The organism is Desulfogranum aggregans (genome assembly GCF_055398265.1).
This window is the reverse complement of the sequence record NZ_AP042447.1, coordinates 570,948-585,678: the sequence shown is the minus strand read 5'-3', so window position 1 is coordinate 585,678 and position 14,731 is coordinate 570,948. Positions and strand designations below refer to the sequence as shown.

General features: G+C 51.8%; 13 protein-coding genes. 5 read left to right on the top strand and 8 right to left on the bottom strand.

Features of this window, described 5'->3' with window-relative positions; translation table 11 throughout:
• Positions 1 to 231 precede the first annotated feature (231 nt).
• From ACZ52Z_RS02740 to rplU, 8 genes are all read right to left on the bottom strand, one after another.
• A complete protein-coding gene (locus ACZ52Z_RS02740; protein ID WP_464269232.1) occupies positions 232 to 1,914 on the bottom strand; it encodes an ATP-binding protein in 1,683 nt (560 codons plus the stop codon).
• Between the two features lie 9 nt (positions 1,915 to 1,923).
• The gene (locus ACZ52Z_RS02735; protein WP_464269231.1) at positions 1,924 to 5,217 is read right to left on the bottom strand and encodes a UvrD-helicase domain-containing protein; all 3,294 of its coding nucleotides are present in this window, start codon (positions 5,215 to 5,217) and stop codon (positions 1,924 to 1,926) included.
• Positions 5,218 to 5,222: 5 nt separating this feature from the next.
• Positions 5,223 to 5,879, bottom strand: coding sequence for a nicotinate (nicotinamide) nucleotide adenylyltransferase (gene nadD, locus ACZ52Z_RS02730; RefSeq protein WP_464269230.1), 657 nt, complete (start codon positions 5,877 to 5,879; stop codon positions 5,223 to 5,225).
• 7 nt (positions 5,880 to 5,886) lie between these two features.
• A complete protein-coding gene (locus ACZ52Z_RS02725; RefSeq protein WP_464269229.1) occupies positions 5,887 to 7,152 on the bottom strand; it encodes a glutamate-5-semialdehyde dehydrogenase in 1,266 nt (421 codons plus the stop codon).
• 184 nt (positions 7,153 to 7,336) lie between these two features.
• Positions 7,337 to 8,509: a glutamate 5-kinase gene (gene proB / locus ACZ52Z_RS02720; protein WP_464269228.1), complete on the bottom strand. Its 1,173-nt coding sequence runs from the start codon at positions 8,507 to 8,509 to the stop codon at positions 7,337 to 7,339.
• Positions 8,490 to 9,518, bottom strand: a complete 1,029-nt coding sequence (obgE, locus tag ACZ52Z_RS02715; RefSeq protein ID WP_464269227.1) for a GTPase ObgE — start codon at positions 9,516 to 9,518, stop codon at positions 8,490 to 8,492. The genes proB and obgE overlap by 20 nt, the downstream gene beginning before the upstream one ends.
• A 304-nt stretch (positions 9,519 to 9,822) precedes the next feature.
• The gene (gene rpmA, locus ACZ52Z_RS02710) at positions 9,823 to 10,077 is read right to left on the bottom strand and encodes a 50S ribosomal protein L27 (RefSeq protein ID WP_464269226.1); all 255 of its coding nucleotides are present in this window, start codon (positions 10,075 to 10,077) and stop codon (positions 9,823 to 9,825) included.
• Between the two features lie 28 nt (positions 10,078 to 10,105).
• Positions 10,106 to 10,417: a 50S ribosomal protein L21 gene (gene rplU, locus ACZ52Z_RS02705; protein ID WP_464269225.1), complete on the bottom strand. Its 312-nt coding sequence runs from the start codon at positions 10,415 to 10,417 to the stop codon at positions 10,106 to 10,108.
• A 257-nt stretch (positions 10,418 to 10,674) separates the two neighbouring features.
• Here rplU and ACZ52Z_RS02700 point away from each other — a divergent pair, with 257 nt between their 5' ends.
• From ACZ52Z_RS02700 to ACZ52Z_RS02680, 5 genes are all read left to right on the top strand, one after another.
• The gene (locus ACZ52Z_RS02700; RefSeq protein ID WP_464269224.1) at positions 10,675 to 10,833 is read left to right on the top strand and encodes a rubredoxin; all 159 of its coding nucleotides are present in this window, start codon (positions 10,675 to 10,677) and stop codon (positions 10,831 to 10,833) included.
• Between the two features lie 287 nt (positions 10,834 to 11,120).
• The gene (locus tag ACZ52Z_RS02695; protein WP_464269223.1) at positions 11,121 to 12,047 is read left to right on the top strand and encodes a metal ABC transporter solute-binding protein, Zn/Mn family; all 927 of its coding nucleotides are present in this window, start codon (positions 11,121 to 11,123) and stop codon (positions 12,045 to 12,047) included.
• A 9-nt stretch (positions 12,048 to 12,056) separates the two neighbouring features.
• Positions 12,057 to 12,563, top strand: a complete 507-nt coding sequence (locus ACZ52Z_RS02690) for a hypothetical protein (protein ID WP_464269222.1) — start codon at positions 12,057 to 12,059, stop codon at positions 12,561 to 12,563.
• Positions 12,553 to 13,317: a metal ABC transporter ATP-binding protein gene (locus ACZ52Z_RS02685; RefSeq protein WP_464269221.1), complete on the top strand. Its 765-nt coding sequence runs from the start codon at positions 12,553 to 12,555 to the stop codon at positions 13,315 to 13,317. Before ACZ52Z_RS02690 ends, ACZ52Z_RS02685 begins: the two co-directional genes overlap by 11 nt.
• Positions 13,314 to 14,591: a metal ABC transporter permease gene (locus ACZ52Z_RS02680; RefSeq protein ID WP_464269220.1), complete on the top strand. Its 1,278-nt coding sequence runs from the start codon at positions 13,314 to 13,316 to the stop codon at positions 14,589 to 14,591. Before ACZ52Z_RS02685 ends, ACZ52Z_RS02680 begins: the two co-directional genes overlap by 4 nt.
• Positions 14,592 to 14,731 lie beyond the last annotated feature (140 nt).

Genomic DNA, 14,731 nt, shown 5'->3' with positions numbered 1-14,731 from the left:
GCTGTTGTCCGTTTACTGCTGCCCTCAAACAGAGAGAATCAGCTGGCAGTTTCCGAAAATGGTCAATCGACTGTGTGCCTCTGTCGCCTGATCCTGGACAATGGGTACCAAGAAAGACGGCGTAGCCACATCAGTAAAGGAAACTCTCACGAAGTGGCAGGGAAAAGCAATCTGTCGTATAGGTGAAGACGATTATCTACGACAATTATATTGTACGAAATAAGGAACAGCTTAATCAAGGTGTTCTTGAAAAAATAGAGCCACTTTTTTCACGGTGTTACTCATTACCGGCAGCAACCGTTCAATCTGGTGAATATTTCCTCTCCGGCCAGCTGTTTCCACCATGGAGCACAGTCTGCTTAACTCCTCGGCACCGATTTGGCTGCTGCTGCCTTTCAGTGTATGAGCGATCTTCTGGGCTCGCTCAGTATCCCGGCGAGCAGCGGCCTGCTGCAATTCACTAAAACGCTCTTCCATGGAAGCGACAAATACTTTGGCTACCTGATCCAAATTGCCGACATGCTGCTTGAGCCTGTTGAGCGCGGCAATGTTGATTGTTTCCTCGCCCTGGCTGGAACTTTCTTTTTCGCCATCTCCTCCCTCCCCTTTGCTGCCAACAGCCGGCGAGAGGCGCAGTTCGGGCAACCATGTTCGCAGCACCTGTTGCAGGTTCTCGAAGTCAATGGGTTTGACCAGGTAGTCAACCATGCCGACATCATAACATTTTTCCCTGGTTTTGGTCGTCGCATCAGCTGTAAGGGCAACTATCGGCGGAATGACTGCGGCGTCGCCCGTTGACGGTGACAGCTCAAGAATGTTTCTTGTTGCATCAAATCCATCCATGACCGGCATCTGGCAATCCATGAACACCAACGCGAAATTTTGCTTTTGACATGCACTGACCGCTGCTTTCCCATTGCCTGCAAAAACGAGATGTGCGTTGGAGGCGCTGAAAAACTCCTCCAGCACGACCCGGTTGGTGCTGTCATCATCAACGATCAGGATCTTTACCTTGTCCGGTTCCTGCGGTGCAGCTTCTTTTGGCCTTTCTACATGCGTTGTGGGCAGGGAAAGCTGCCGGATTGTAGCGCTTTGCTTCCCTGTAGTGGCATGAACAGTGGTTGACGGCTGCAGAGGAATGCGGAACCAAAACCTGCTTCCTTTGCTCACCTTGGGATCAATACCTATCTCCCCTCCCATAAGTTGTATAAGTTTGGCACAGATGGAAAGCCCGAGGCCAGTCCCTCCATATCGACGGGTCGAAGAAGAGTCTGCCTGGATAAACGGTTGAAAAAGAGCAGCTCTCATGTCCGGTTCGATGCCAATCCCGGTATCACGGATACTGAAGTGAAGTACATGCTTCCCGTTTTCCTGCCCCTCTTTGTGTATGGTCAATGAAATATGCCCCTCATCGGTGAACTTGATACTGTTGCCGAGCAGGTTGACAAGAACCTGGCGGAGACGGTGGGCGTCACCATGGTAGTGCGTAGCCATCTCCTCATCGACGGCGTGATACAGGTTCAACCCTTTTTGCTTTCCGGTAACGGAATAAAGGGAGACGAGCTCGTCGACAAGCTGCTGCAGATTGAACGGTGCTATATCCAGCACCATTTTATCGGCTTCAATTTTACTGAAATCCAGCAGACTGTTAATCAGGGACAACAAACTTTCGGCAGAACTATGGATAAGTTCCGCAAAATGGCGTTGGCGAGGTTCCAAATCCGTCCCCAGGAGCAATTTACTGAGGCCAATGACCCCATTCATCGGCGTCCTGATTTCATGACTGATCATGGCAAGAAAATCCGATTTCGCTTTGCTGGCGCTGTCGGCACGCTCAGCCTGCTTTTTGAGCAGGGCGTTCTGCTCCTTGAGACGTAATATTTCAGCCTGAAGCTCGGCAATTTTCAAATCCAACTCGTTCACCTAAGAGAAGAGTGAAAGTTGTCGCTTACGGGTTTTTCTTTTCCCTGTGTGTGCATACACTGCTTTGATCGGAGAAAACAATGCTTTTGGTATTTCATCAAGAAAAGGGGATGGTTGTCGGTTAGTTGAGCGTTTGCCGTGCACCATCCGCGTGGTCGCATGGGAACAATAGAGTTTATCTATTGCTCTGGTGATACCCACATAGAACAGGCGCCGCTCCTCCTGCTGATGTTCTGCATGCTCCTCGGAAGAAAGCTCCTCCCGGGGATCAAGCGGGATCAACCCTTGTTCTGTACCTGCTATGAATACAACCTTATACTCCAGCCCTTTTGCCGCATGAAGGGTAGAGAGGGTGATGCATTCTGCAGCAGCATCATAGATGATTGAATCGCTGTAGCGGAGCAGATATCGGGCACATTCCAGCAATGATGGACCAAAACTGATGCACAGGTCTCTAAATCGTGTCAGTTCTTCCTGTTCGTCGGAAATCGCATAATAAGTGGCCAGTCGGTCAACAATCTGTTCAACACCTGATGCTGCATCAGCTGCTGTCTGCAACTCCAGCAATAAGGCCTGTAGCTGGCGAACGCCTTCTCTGCCAGACTCCGGGATAAGCCCATCAACTTCAAGGGCGGTCAACTGCGTAAAAGGACGAGAATGGTCGATGAGGAACGTTCGGATTCTTTCAAGCGTTGTTTGACCGACTCCTTTTATCTGTGCAAGCAGCCATACCTGGAGTTCAGCATCGGCAATTCCGGCCACCAAAAGCATTGCAGCATAGAGCAAACGGAGCCTGCCGCGCGTATAAAATGCACGAACATCAACGGTCTGGTAGGGAATTCCCCGTCGGGCAAGTACCTCACGGACAGCCTCCATCTGCGAGGTAGTTCTGAACAGAATACCAATATCCTGCAACGAATATTCTGCCCCTTCAACGAGTTCCATACGTTCGATTTCACGATGGGAGGTCCCACCCAGCAACTGTTCGATACGATCGCCAATCCAAGACGCTTCATGCTCAGGAGTGGTACACCGGTGGAGATGGAGAGAACCAGAACGGCTGCTTACCGCCTCCATGGGAATGGTGAAGGGGCGTTCACCGTTGTTGGCTATCAGGTGGGAGGCCGCCTCTAGAATCGAACGGCCATTACGGTAATTTTTCACCAGTTGGTGGGTACTGGCTTGCCACTCATCAATAAACTGGCTGAACCAACGTGAATCAGCACCTCGAAAGCCATATATGGCCTGATCCGGATCTCCAATCACAAAGACCGGGCAGGATTTTGCCAGCTCAGCCACCAGCTTGTACTGGTCACCGTTTATGTCCTGGAATTCATCGACAAACAGGTTGCCGGTTTCCTCACGTATCTGGCACGCCAACTCATTGTTTTCACCCATCTGTTCGACCATGGCCGGTATAATGGCATCAATATCGATCAGCTTCTGACTGGTAAGGTAGCTCTGATATGTATTGCGGTATTCCCCAAGTGAAGAGTCCGTATACAGGCTTTGAGCGAATTGACGCAGCCTTCCTTTTGCCATCTCCGGAAAGAGTATGGCACAAATCTGCATCCTGGAGTCCGGGCTGATGGTCTGCAGCTGCCGTTCCTGCCTCTTTAACCAATGGAGGCAGTACCCGTGAAAGGTCGAAACACGTATTTTCCCTTCTCTGGTGCCGACCAGGCGCTTGATACGTTCGCTGACCTCGTCTGCAGCTTTGTTGGTGAAGGAGAAAATGGTGCAGGGTCGTGCATCATGCGCCATCACCCTGGAAACCCGTTGAACAAGAGCATAGGTTTTGCCGGTACCAGGGCCTGCTTTAACCACTACCACCTGGCTCGGGTCATCAACGGCAGCCTGTTGCTCGCTGTTGAGCGATTGAACAGAAGGTGGCGGCTGCTGTGGTATCGCTGCAGGTAATTGGTGGTGTTTTTTCCTCTTGATGCCGGCCGCTTTTTTTGATTTGGTTTTTCTTTGAATTGGTGCGAACATACTCAGTTGCCCGGCAATCTGTTCACGCTCCCCTTCAGCAAAGACTCTGATGACGCCGAATTGTCCGTCGTACCCCGGCGTCCTTACCACCTCATTTTCCCGCACTCGCCGAATGGCCTCACCAATAAGCGGGGTGGCCGAACGGTTGATCTCCTCAAGCGGCACATCGAGCAACAAGGAAAATTCGGATTCAAAGAGATTGATCAGCTTGGCATAAGCGGCCATGACTTTTTTCGTGGCAGGCCCGGTCCCAAGTAACTCGCTGAGTATCTCGGTCAAGGGAATACAACTGTAGACAGCGGGGTCATGCGGTTGATAGAGGGGCTGCTGCCGATCAGCCAGGTCCATGACCCTGTGGAGCACCCCTATGGTTAGCGGCTTTCCACACGCTGGGCACTTTCCGGATACATTGCTGGTCTCCTGGGGTTCAAGACAGACCCCGCACTTTCGATGACCGTCGCAATGGTATTTTCCCTCTTCGGGATAAAATTCCACCGTTGCCTGAAAGACCTGGTTGCCCTCACTGTCAACCGGATGCTGCATTGCCCTGCGCATATGGTAATAATCAAACCCGGTAGCAAAAACATTGGCCTCTCGGCCTAATTTGCCAGGGGAATGGCAATCCGAGTTGGAAATAAAGGTGAATCGATCCAAGGCCGACACCCGCCTGTTCATATCAGGATCAGAAGAAAGACCTGTCTCCAGTGCAAAAATATGGGGAGTAAGCTCCTCAAAACAGTCCTCGATTCGGTCAAATCCCGACTTTGAACCAAAAAGAGAAAACCACGGAGTCCAGATATGCGCCGGAACAAGAAACCCCTCCGGAGCTTGCTCCAAAACAATTTCAAGTAACTTTTTCGCATCAAGGCCTAAAATGGGTCGGCCATCTGATTCCAGGTTGCCGATATCAGCCAGGGTGCGGTTTACGCGCTGGGCGCTCTCCAGATCAGGGGCAAATACGATATTATGGTTTTTTCGTACCCGATCCCCTTTCTTGTAGATGGAACTGATTTCCGTGGTCAGCACAAAACGAATGGATTCCGGCGGAATACGCGGCCTGATCCCTTCAGGAAGGAGTCCTTTTGTATCCTGGAGGGGCTGGGCAAGTTGATAAAAACCGGGTTCCGCCTCCACTAGCTGCTCTGCTATCTGGCCAAACCACCCAGGGTGGGTAAAATCTCCGGTCCCGATGACATGAATCCCTTTTACCGCCGCCCATGCGGCAAGTCCGGGCAGGGTACTTGCCTTACTGGTTGCTCTGGAAAACAGGGAATGAATATGGAGGTCGGCTATATACTTCATGAGCTTTAACCACCCTGATAAAGGTTATGTTCCTGAATGTAGTGATACACCGTCTTTGGCAGCATGGAGGGAATCTCTCCACGGGATAACTGAAGACGGAGTTCAGAAGAGGAAACAGGGTAGCGTACATGGGGGAGATACCTCACTGTTCGCCCATTATCCAGATGCCAGGTGTTCCCTTGTGCGGTATTGCTGAAGGGTATCTGGAGAGTATCCAGTGTGGAGGTTATCGTCCCGGTGTCGGCAGCTCCTCTTCCGGCAACTATCAGGTGCACCATATGGAGTAATTCCTCAACCCTGTGCCAGTGGGGGAGATCCACCAGTGAGTCAGCACCGATAATCAGAAAAAGTTCCAGGTGCGGCGACTGACGGTTGATTTCCTTGACGGTACGGACAGTATACGAAGGCCCCGGGTACGCCTTTTCGATAAGCGACAAGCTCATCCGCTCTTCCGAAACCAGCGCAAGGCGCAACATGGCAACCCTATGCTCGAAGGAGGCGCTGATCGCCTTTTTGTGGGGTGGATAGGGGGCGGGAATAAAGAGTAAGGAATCAATATCACAGCTGGTGAGCACATGACGGGCAACAGCGAGGTGCCCGTCATGTACTGGATCAAACGTACCGCCAAACAGACCAATTTTCTGTTTGCCATGCTCCATCATCGGTATATCAGCCGCGAATCTCACCCTGGCCGAAAACAATGAATTTTCGGGTGGTCAGTTCCTGCAGTCCCATGGGGCCATATGCGTGCAACTTGGTGGTTGAAATACCAATCTCTGCCCCCAGACCGAATTGTCCCCCGTCATTAAAACGGGTTGAAGCGTTCACCATAACGGCTGAGGCATCAACCTGATGCAGAAACCGCTGGCTGCGCTGGTAAGAGTCAGTGATGATGGTCTCGGTATGCTGGGACCCGTGCTCAGCGATGTAATCCATTGCCTCGTCCATGCTGTCCACGACTCGCATCACAATACTCAGGTCGAGGAATTCCCGCCCCCAGTCTTCTGCACGTGCTGGCTCAATATCCTCACTGAGCTCACAGCTTACCGGGCAGCCGAGCATTTGCACATCAGCCCGGGCAAGTGCGGCTGCCAGTGCAGGCAGGATTTTTTCGGCGCATTCCTTATGGACCAGTACACCTTCAACTGCATTGCATACTCCAGGACGCTGCACCTTCCCGTTGAGCACAATGTTGACCGCCATTTCCTTATCCGCATTCTTATCGATAAACACATGACAGACCCCCTTGTAATGCTTGAGAACGGGAATCATGGATTTCTCAGTCACTGCACGAATAAGGCCTTCACCACCACGCGGGATTACCAGATCAATGTCAGCCTCTTGCCGCAAGAGAATATCCACCGCCGCACGGTCGGTAAAGGGAAGTACCTGGACCGCAGCACCGGCAACACCGAGGTTGGACAGCACCTTTTGCATTATGGCCGCAAGGGCGAGGTTGGAATGAATAGCCTCGGATCCTCCGCGCAGTATCACCACATTACCAGCCTTCAGACAGAGGGCAGCTGAATCGATGGTCACATTGGGCCGGGACTCATAGATCATGCAGATAACCCCAAGAGGCACACGCATGCGACCGACCAAAATACCGCTTGGACGTTTGCGCATTTCGCCGATTTCGCCGACCGGATCCTCCAGGGCAGCAATTTCGTGCAGGCCCTGCACCATGTCGTTGATGCCCTTGTCCGTTATCTTGAGTCGATCAAGCATGGCTCCGGAGACGCCTTTGGAGAGGGCCGCCTCCAGGTCTTTGCCGTTTTCTGCGATGATATGGTCGCGGTTGGCCTGTAACTCCTTGGCCGTATCGAGCAGGATCTGGTTTTTGACAGCAGTGGGCAGGGCTGCCATGTGCCGGGCAGCGGCACGGGCTTTGCGGGTGATATCAATGATTGCGGTTTCGAGCTGCGCACTCTCCATTGTTCCTCCTTATCTCTATAAAATTGACCGGTTGCCTACTCAGATAGTCGAGACAGGGTCATGGTCTGTTCAAGGTAAAACGATTGCCGTTCATCCCTTTGCTCGGCGGCGAGGCCTGATGGATATGTGCACTCCACCGCACAGCGGGGAAGAAGAATTACCAGCCGGTAAATGGTAAGGTCCTCTACTCTGCTGCCCCTTTCTTGATCACCAGATTATCGCAGTGAATGACTTCATCGCTATCCTTATAGCCGAGCACTTGAAATATATGCGAACTTTTCAACCCTTTAATCCGCTCAATATCCTTTGAGGCGTAATTACTCAGGCCGGAGGCGATCATCTCACCGGCGAGGTTTTCGCAGACCACCGGTGCCCCCACATCAAATTCGCCCTCCACCGCTACGATACCTGAGGGTAGCAGACTGCGTCCGCGGGCGACCAGCGCTCTGCACGCACCGTCATCGATGACGAGAGTCCCTTCAGGTCGCAGCACATAGCCAATCCAGTGTTTCCGCTGATTGATCTTTTCCTCGGCAGGCAGAAAAAAGGTGCCGATCATCTCTCCACTGAACAGCTCCTGCAGAATACGAGTATTTTTTCCAGGTCCAATAAACGAACTGCCGCCGCAGGCAGCAACCATCTTGGCGGCATTGATTTTAGCCAGCATGCCTCCAGTTCCCAGCAGACTGGTCGAATGCCCGGCCATCTGTTCTATTTCTGTATCAATGTGCGCCACGGTATAGACCGGCATGGCAGAACTGTCGTCACTGGGGTTGGCTGTATACAGACAATCCACGTCAGTGAGAATAATAAACATGTCAGCACCGATCATGTTGGTGATCAACGCACCCAGGGTGTCATTGTCACTGAAACGCAGTTCTTCACCGGAAACAGTGTCATTTTCATTAATGATCGGGACCACGCCGAATTCAAACAGCGTAAGAATGGTATTGCGGACGTTCAGGTAGCGATGGCGGTCGGAAAGATCGTCGTGGGTGAGCAGGACCTGCGCCACCTGCTGCTGGTGTTCGCCAAAAGCCTGTTCATAGGCATGCATCAGCAGTCCCTGCCCTGTCGCGGCCAGGGCCTGTTTAACTCGTAACTCCTCGTTGACCTTTTTTGCGATCTCCAGCTTCTGTCTTCCCGCTGCTATAGCACCCGAGCTCACCAGGATCACTTCCCTTCCGGTACGTTGGAGAAAAGCGACCTGACGAGCGATGGCAGCGATAATCTGCAGATCAATGCCTTCTCTGTCGGTCAGCACGGCACTGCCAACCTTGATGACGACCCGCTTGGCCTGGTCAAACAGGGTTTGTCGGAGAAACAATCCTTCCTCTCTACTCACCTGAAAGGTCATTGTTCACCTCTGCTCGCTGGATTTCCAGCAGGTCGCCCAGCACATTTTTCAATTCTTCAAGCCCTTCTCCGGTTTCAGCAGAAAGCGACAATACCGTCTCCCCCTTATCGGCAAGCAGCGCTATGCGTGACGCTCTTTCTTCGCTGTCGACCAGATCAACTTTATTCGCCACCACAATCTGTTTTCTGGTAAGCAGCTCCTCGTTATAGGCCGTCATTTCCTGTTTGATGGTGGCATAGTCTTTCATCAACTGCTCATCATCAACTGAGATATCAATAACATGGAGTAAAATGGACGTTCGTTCGATATGGCGGAGAAACTGGTGACCGAGCCCGACTCCCTGATGGGCGCCTTCAATCAGGCCGGGAATATCGGCAATAATACATGACTCAGTGTATGGAAAATGCAAGACGCCGAGCTGGGGATCAAGGGTGGTAAAAGGATAGGAAGCAATTTTTGGATTGGCTGCGGACAAGCGTGAAAGCAACGTGGATTTTCCTGCGTTGGGTAACCCGACCAGTCCGACATCGGCAAGTAATTTGAGCTCAATCCGCAGCCAGTACTCCTCTCCTTCCTCACCGGGCGTTGCCTTACGCGGCGCACGATTGGTGGAACTGGCGAATCGGGAATTGCCGAGTCCTCCCTTACCGCCATGAGCGGCAAGGTATGTCTGCTTATCCTCGGTGAGATCAGCAAGTACCCTGCCGGATTCGGCATCCTTGATGATTGATCCCAGAGGAACCTTTACCACGCAATCTGCTCCACCCTTGCCGTGGCGATCGCTCCCCTGTCCATTCATACCGCGTTCTGCTTTAAAATGAGAACGATATTTAAAATCAATCAGTGATCGCAGCTGTCTGTCAGCGACAAGATAGACATCTCCCCCTTTGCCGCCGTCGCCGCCATTCGGTCCCCCTTTGGGAACAAACTTCTCTCGACGAAAGCTGACGCATCCATTGCCACCATCACCGGCTTTCACCCAAAATTTTGCTTCGTCTACAAAGCCCATGATCACTGCCCTTATTAACTGGTCACGTACATTGCACGGCCATAGTATCCCGCAAAGCCGGCAGACGGGTATTTTTGCTGCTTAAGGAGAAAAACTGCATCTCACGGTCGGCAGGAACCGATATGCGGATCTCTGGACGGCACCGCACATCGGTCTATTGTGACATGGAGAGGCAGTATAGTATACTACCATACGAAAAAAAAAGACCCGGCACCAATAACAATATTGATGCCGAGTCTTTTCGATTCGGTATGCAACGTGGTGCTGCGCTTTTACATCCTCTGCAAAAGAGGCAACATGACTATCATTCGGGATAGACAGACACTCGCTTTTTATCCTTGCCAAAGGTTTCGTACTTGACTGTGCCGTCCACCTTTGCAAACAAGGTGTAATCACGTCCGCATCCTACATTTTCTCCGGGATGAATCTTGGTGCCAAGCTGACGAACAATGATATTTCCGGCCCGCACAGCCTGACCGCCAAAACGTTTTACACCACGCCGTTGACCGGCACTGTCGCGCCCGTTCCTCGAACTACCACCTGCTTTTTTATGTGCCATGGATATTCTCCGTAAATACTCTAAAAAATTATGCCGAGATTTCCTGAATGGTCAAGGCTGTAAACGGTTGCCTGAAACCCTTTTTGACACTGTAGCCTTTCCGTCGCTTCTTTTTAAAGACGATGACCTTTTTATGCCGTCCCTGTTCAGCTATCGTGGCTACGACCTTGGCGCCATCGACAACGGGCTGTCCAACGGAAACATTCTCGCCATCAGCTACAAGCAGCACATCCGCCAGCTCTACAGTCTCGCCAACTTCGCCTTCAAGCTTCTCAACGCGCAGCGTATCACCGGCTTCCACCTGATACTGCTTCCCGCCGGTTCGAATTATTGCATACATGCGACTATCTCCTCAATAACTTCAAATAATATAATTTTGCAGAACGTACAAATTAACCACAAAAAAAACAGTATGTCAACCTTAACCTTCAGGCGATGATGTTTAATTTTTTCGTATTACTTTACGCAGTTAGAGGGCATCTTCGCTTTTTCTTGTCATCACTTATGAAAATAAGTATATTTTACGCCGACTGGGTAAAATCACTACCCGAATCACCTCCTCTCAATTTAACACAACTGCTACCATAGGAGAACAGCATGGAAAAAATGGAATGCCCATGCGGCTATATCTACGACCCGGAAGAAGGCGACGCTGAAACTGGTATTCCTGCAGGTACGGCTTTTGCCGATCTGCCGGATGACTGGGTCTGCCCCAAATGCGGTGCGGAAAAAGAATACTTCTATCCTGCCGATTAAGACACCATAACAGGCCGGCGGTCGCTGAGCGCCGGCCTGTCTTGCCGCTTGCTGTCAATTGCCACGCCTGTCGCTTTTCTTTCCCACGCCACCAACAATATCAGGTAATTGCCTCCAGGTTGATAGCTCATCTCCCTTGCCAGACTCTTGCTCGTAGCACTTGCAATTCATCTTCCGGTTATGTAGTATAACCACACTGTAACATCCCGATTACATTTAACCTCTGAAATTTCAGAGGACCTTTATCTCCAAAGATAATGCACGTTGTCAAAACGTAGGAGTCTGTCATGAAGCTGTCTTCTGTTCTCAGCACCTTCCTGTTACTTCTGTTCATCATTCTCCAGGTCCCTGTCTTGGCTGGCGAAAAGGAATTACCAATCGTTGTCGCCTCCACAACGCAGATTGCTGATTTTACCCGACAGATCGCCGGTGACTCCGTGCAGGTCGTTTCCATTCTCGCCCCTGGCGCCGATCCCCATACTTACCAACCTACCCCGGATGATGTACAGATTGTCCTGGGTTCCGCTTTATGCATAGAAAACGGGTTGCACCTGGAAGGAAAAAACTGGATGGCGACCCTTGCAAAAGACGCCGCCAAACCGCTCGTCACTGCTACTGACGGAATACAACCACTCACTATTGCCGATGACGGAGAAACCATTGCCGATCCCCATGCCTGGTTTTCCCCAAAAAACGTGGGCGTGTATGTAAGTAATATCACCAGAGCGCTGATTGCATTGCATCCTCAACACACAAAGGAGTATACGGCACGGGCTTCTCTTTACCTGCAGCAGCTGCGGGTACTTGACGCCTGGATTCGCGAACAGGTCCAGCGTATTCCCATTCAGCGTCGTGTTCTAGTTACCACCCATGATGCCTTTAACTATTTCTGTACCGAATTCGGCTTCAATGCCGACAATAATTTTCTCAGCATAGCTCCTGTCGGTTGGTCCACCGGAGCAGAGGTTGGTGCAGGTATGACGCCGGAGCGCAGGCGGAAGGTAGTGGCTTCCATTACCGCCTCTGGTGCACCGGCAATCTTTGTTGAAACCACCATCAACCCCAAGCAGATACGGGAAATTGCGAGTGAAACCGGAGTTAAGATCGGCGGCACACTCTATTCTGACTCAATGGGACCCGAGCACTCTGCGGGGGAAACATATATCGGCATGATGCGTGAAAATATCCTCACCATCGTGACCGCTCTGCTGTAGAGGCCAATCATGCGCATTGTACTCGCGGCCCTGGTATGGATAGTACTGGTAGGAGGGTTGTGGACCTATGTTCAACACCGGGATGCCTCCTATTCCACACTAGTCAACAGATCAGCCCCTGAGCTGCAGAAGACTGAGACCACCTATCAGCTGACGGTGACCCCCACTTTTTCCCTGGAAAAAGACCCCTTCGCTTTGAACCTGGACGAAAGAAGTGGCGCTCAGTCGCTGACCATCGCTATCAATGGTCAGCGACTGTCCCTGCCGGATACCCTTGAACAGGGACAGCCGTATCGCATTGATCAGGTGGAGCAGGTAGTCTATGGATACAACGAACTCTTTCTTCAGGCCAGCCCGCCTCTGGATGCAGCAAACCGAGATCATGCGGTGAGGATAACCCTCGCCGATGATAACCAGCTGATCTTGGACCGCACCCTATGGAGCCATAAAGGGTCGCTGGTCACCGGGAGCATCATGTTTACCATAGCCCATGAGGAATCATCCCATGACCACTAAGGCGCCCTATGCCATCGAGGTCAGTCACCTGACGGTAAGTTACCAGGCCAAACCGGCACTGCTGGATATCTCCGTAAATATCGAACGTGATCAGCTGGTTGGTGTAATCGGGCCCAACGGTGCGGGCAAATCGACCTTTATCAAGGCGGTCCTTGGTTTTATCAAACCTGATATCGGTTCTGTACGGATCGAAGGAAAAAATGTTCAACAGGTCAAGGGGCAGGTCGCCTACGTTCCCCAACGCGGAGCTGTTGACTGGGATTTCCCCATCACGGTCATTGAAGTAGCCCTCATGGGAAGGTACCAGTGGATTCCGTGGTACACGCACCCCAAACGCAGGGACCGGGAAGCGGCCATGCAGGCGCTGGAAATGGTCCGCATGGAAGCTTTTGCCGACCGGCAAATCGGACAGCTTTCCGGGGGGCAGCAGCAGCGCGTTTTTCTTGCCCGGGCCCTTGCGCAGGGAAGCGACATCCTCCTGCTCGATGAACCTTTTGCCGGGGTGGACGCGGCCACAGAACGCGCCATACTCGATGTACTTGAGCGGGCGAAAGATGCGGGAAAAACCCTGGTGGTCGTGCACCATGACCTTTCCACTGCAGCCGAATATTTTGACAAGCTCATCCTGATCAAGCAACGCCTGTACGCCTACGGTCCATCCCAGGCTGTCCTTCAAGAGGAGTTGCTCAGCAAGGTGTATGAGGGTAGGCTGCGCATATTCAGTCATGTTCTGCAAAAAGAGGCGGCACAATGATGTATGAACTGTTCATTGCTCCCCTGACCGAAACCTACTTTCAAAAAGCACTGATCGGTGGTTCCATTGTTGCCATCGTTTCAGGCGTTGTCGGTTGCCTTGTCGTCCTGCGACGGATGGCTTTTCTGGGTGACGCCCTTTCCCATGCCATGATCGCCGGGGTCGCCGGAGGCTACCTGTTTATGAAGCTGCTGTTCGGACTTGAGGCGCATGCACCCGGAATGCTGCTCGGTTCACTCATCGCTGCTGTCACCACGGTGGCCCTTATCAGCTTCGTCTCCCGGATATCACGAATAAAAGAAGATACCGCCATAGGGATCATGTATACCGGGATTTTTGCCCTGGGAGTGGTGGCGGTATCTATTTTTCGTCATTACATCCATATTGACCTCATGCATTTCATCATGGGTGATGTTCTCGGCGTCGCTGATAGCGATCTCTGGGTCAGCGCCTTTGTCGCAGCACTGGTCCTTTCAATAATCATCCTGTTTTTTCGACATTTTCAAATCACCACTTTTGACCCTATCATGGCCGCCTCTATTGGTCTGCCCGTCCTTTTACTGGACTACCTGCTCACCACCTGCGTCTCCCTGGTGGTCGTGAGCGCGGTCAGCATGGTCGGGGTTATTCTTGTTGTCGGTTTTTTGATTACACCCGCGGCCACAGCCTATCTGCTGTGCGACCGACTCGACAAAATGATGGTCCTTTCTGCCCTGTTCGGGGTGACGAGTGTTGTCGGCGGGCTCTACCTTTGCGTGTGGCTTGATTCTGCCGGTGGCGGGGCAATCATTCTTTTCTGTACCCTGCAGTTTCTCACTGTTCTCGCTCTGGCTCCGCAGTATGGGTTGCTTGCCCGTTGGCTCCGCCTGCGGAGAATGGTTCCACAACAGCTGGTGGAAGATATCCTCACAACTATCCTTCGCCAGGAGGGTCCTACTCCCGTTGCAATCATCAACGATCACGTGGAGCAGCACAGGGAGGTCCCCAAAGCACTTAAAAAAATGACCCAGGAAGCATACCTCCAGGTAAAGGACAACACCTACATCCTGACGAAAAAGGGGCAAAAAGAGGCGAAACGGGTACTGCGTGCTCATCGGTTATGGGAAACCTACCTGGAGTCCATAGGTACACCCCGAGAAGTACTGCACTCCACCGCCCACCAACTGGAACATCTGCAGGGTGCCGAAACCGTTGCCTACCTGGACGAAAAGTTAGGAAAACCAACCCAGGATCCCCATGGAAAAATTATTCCAAAAATTCAAGCGGAATCGTAATGGAGGAAACAGCCCCTGCTCCCTTCCACCTGCAGATTAAAATTAGCTATCCACTCAATTGTAGCCATCAGGAGAATACACATGCTGCCTATCTGGAAACGGTTTCCTGTTCTTGTCATGGTCCTTTTGATTTTTTCCTC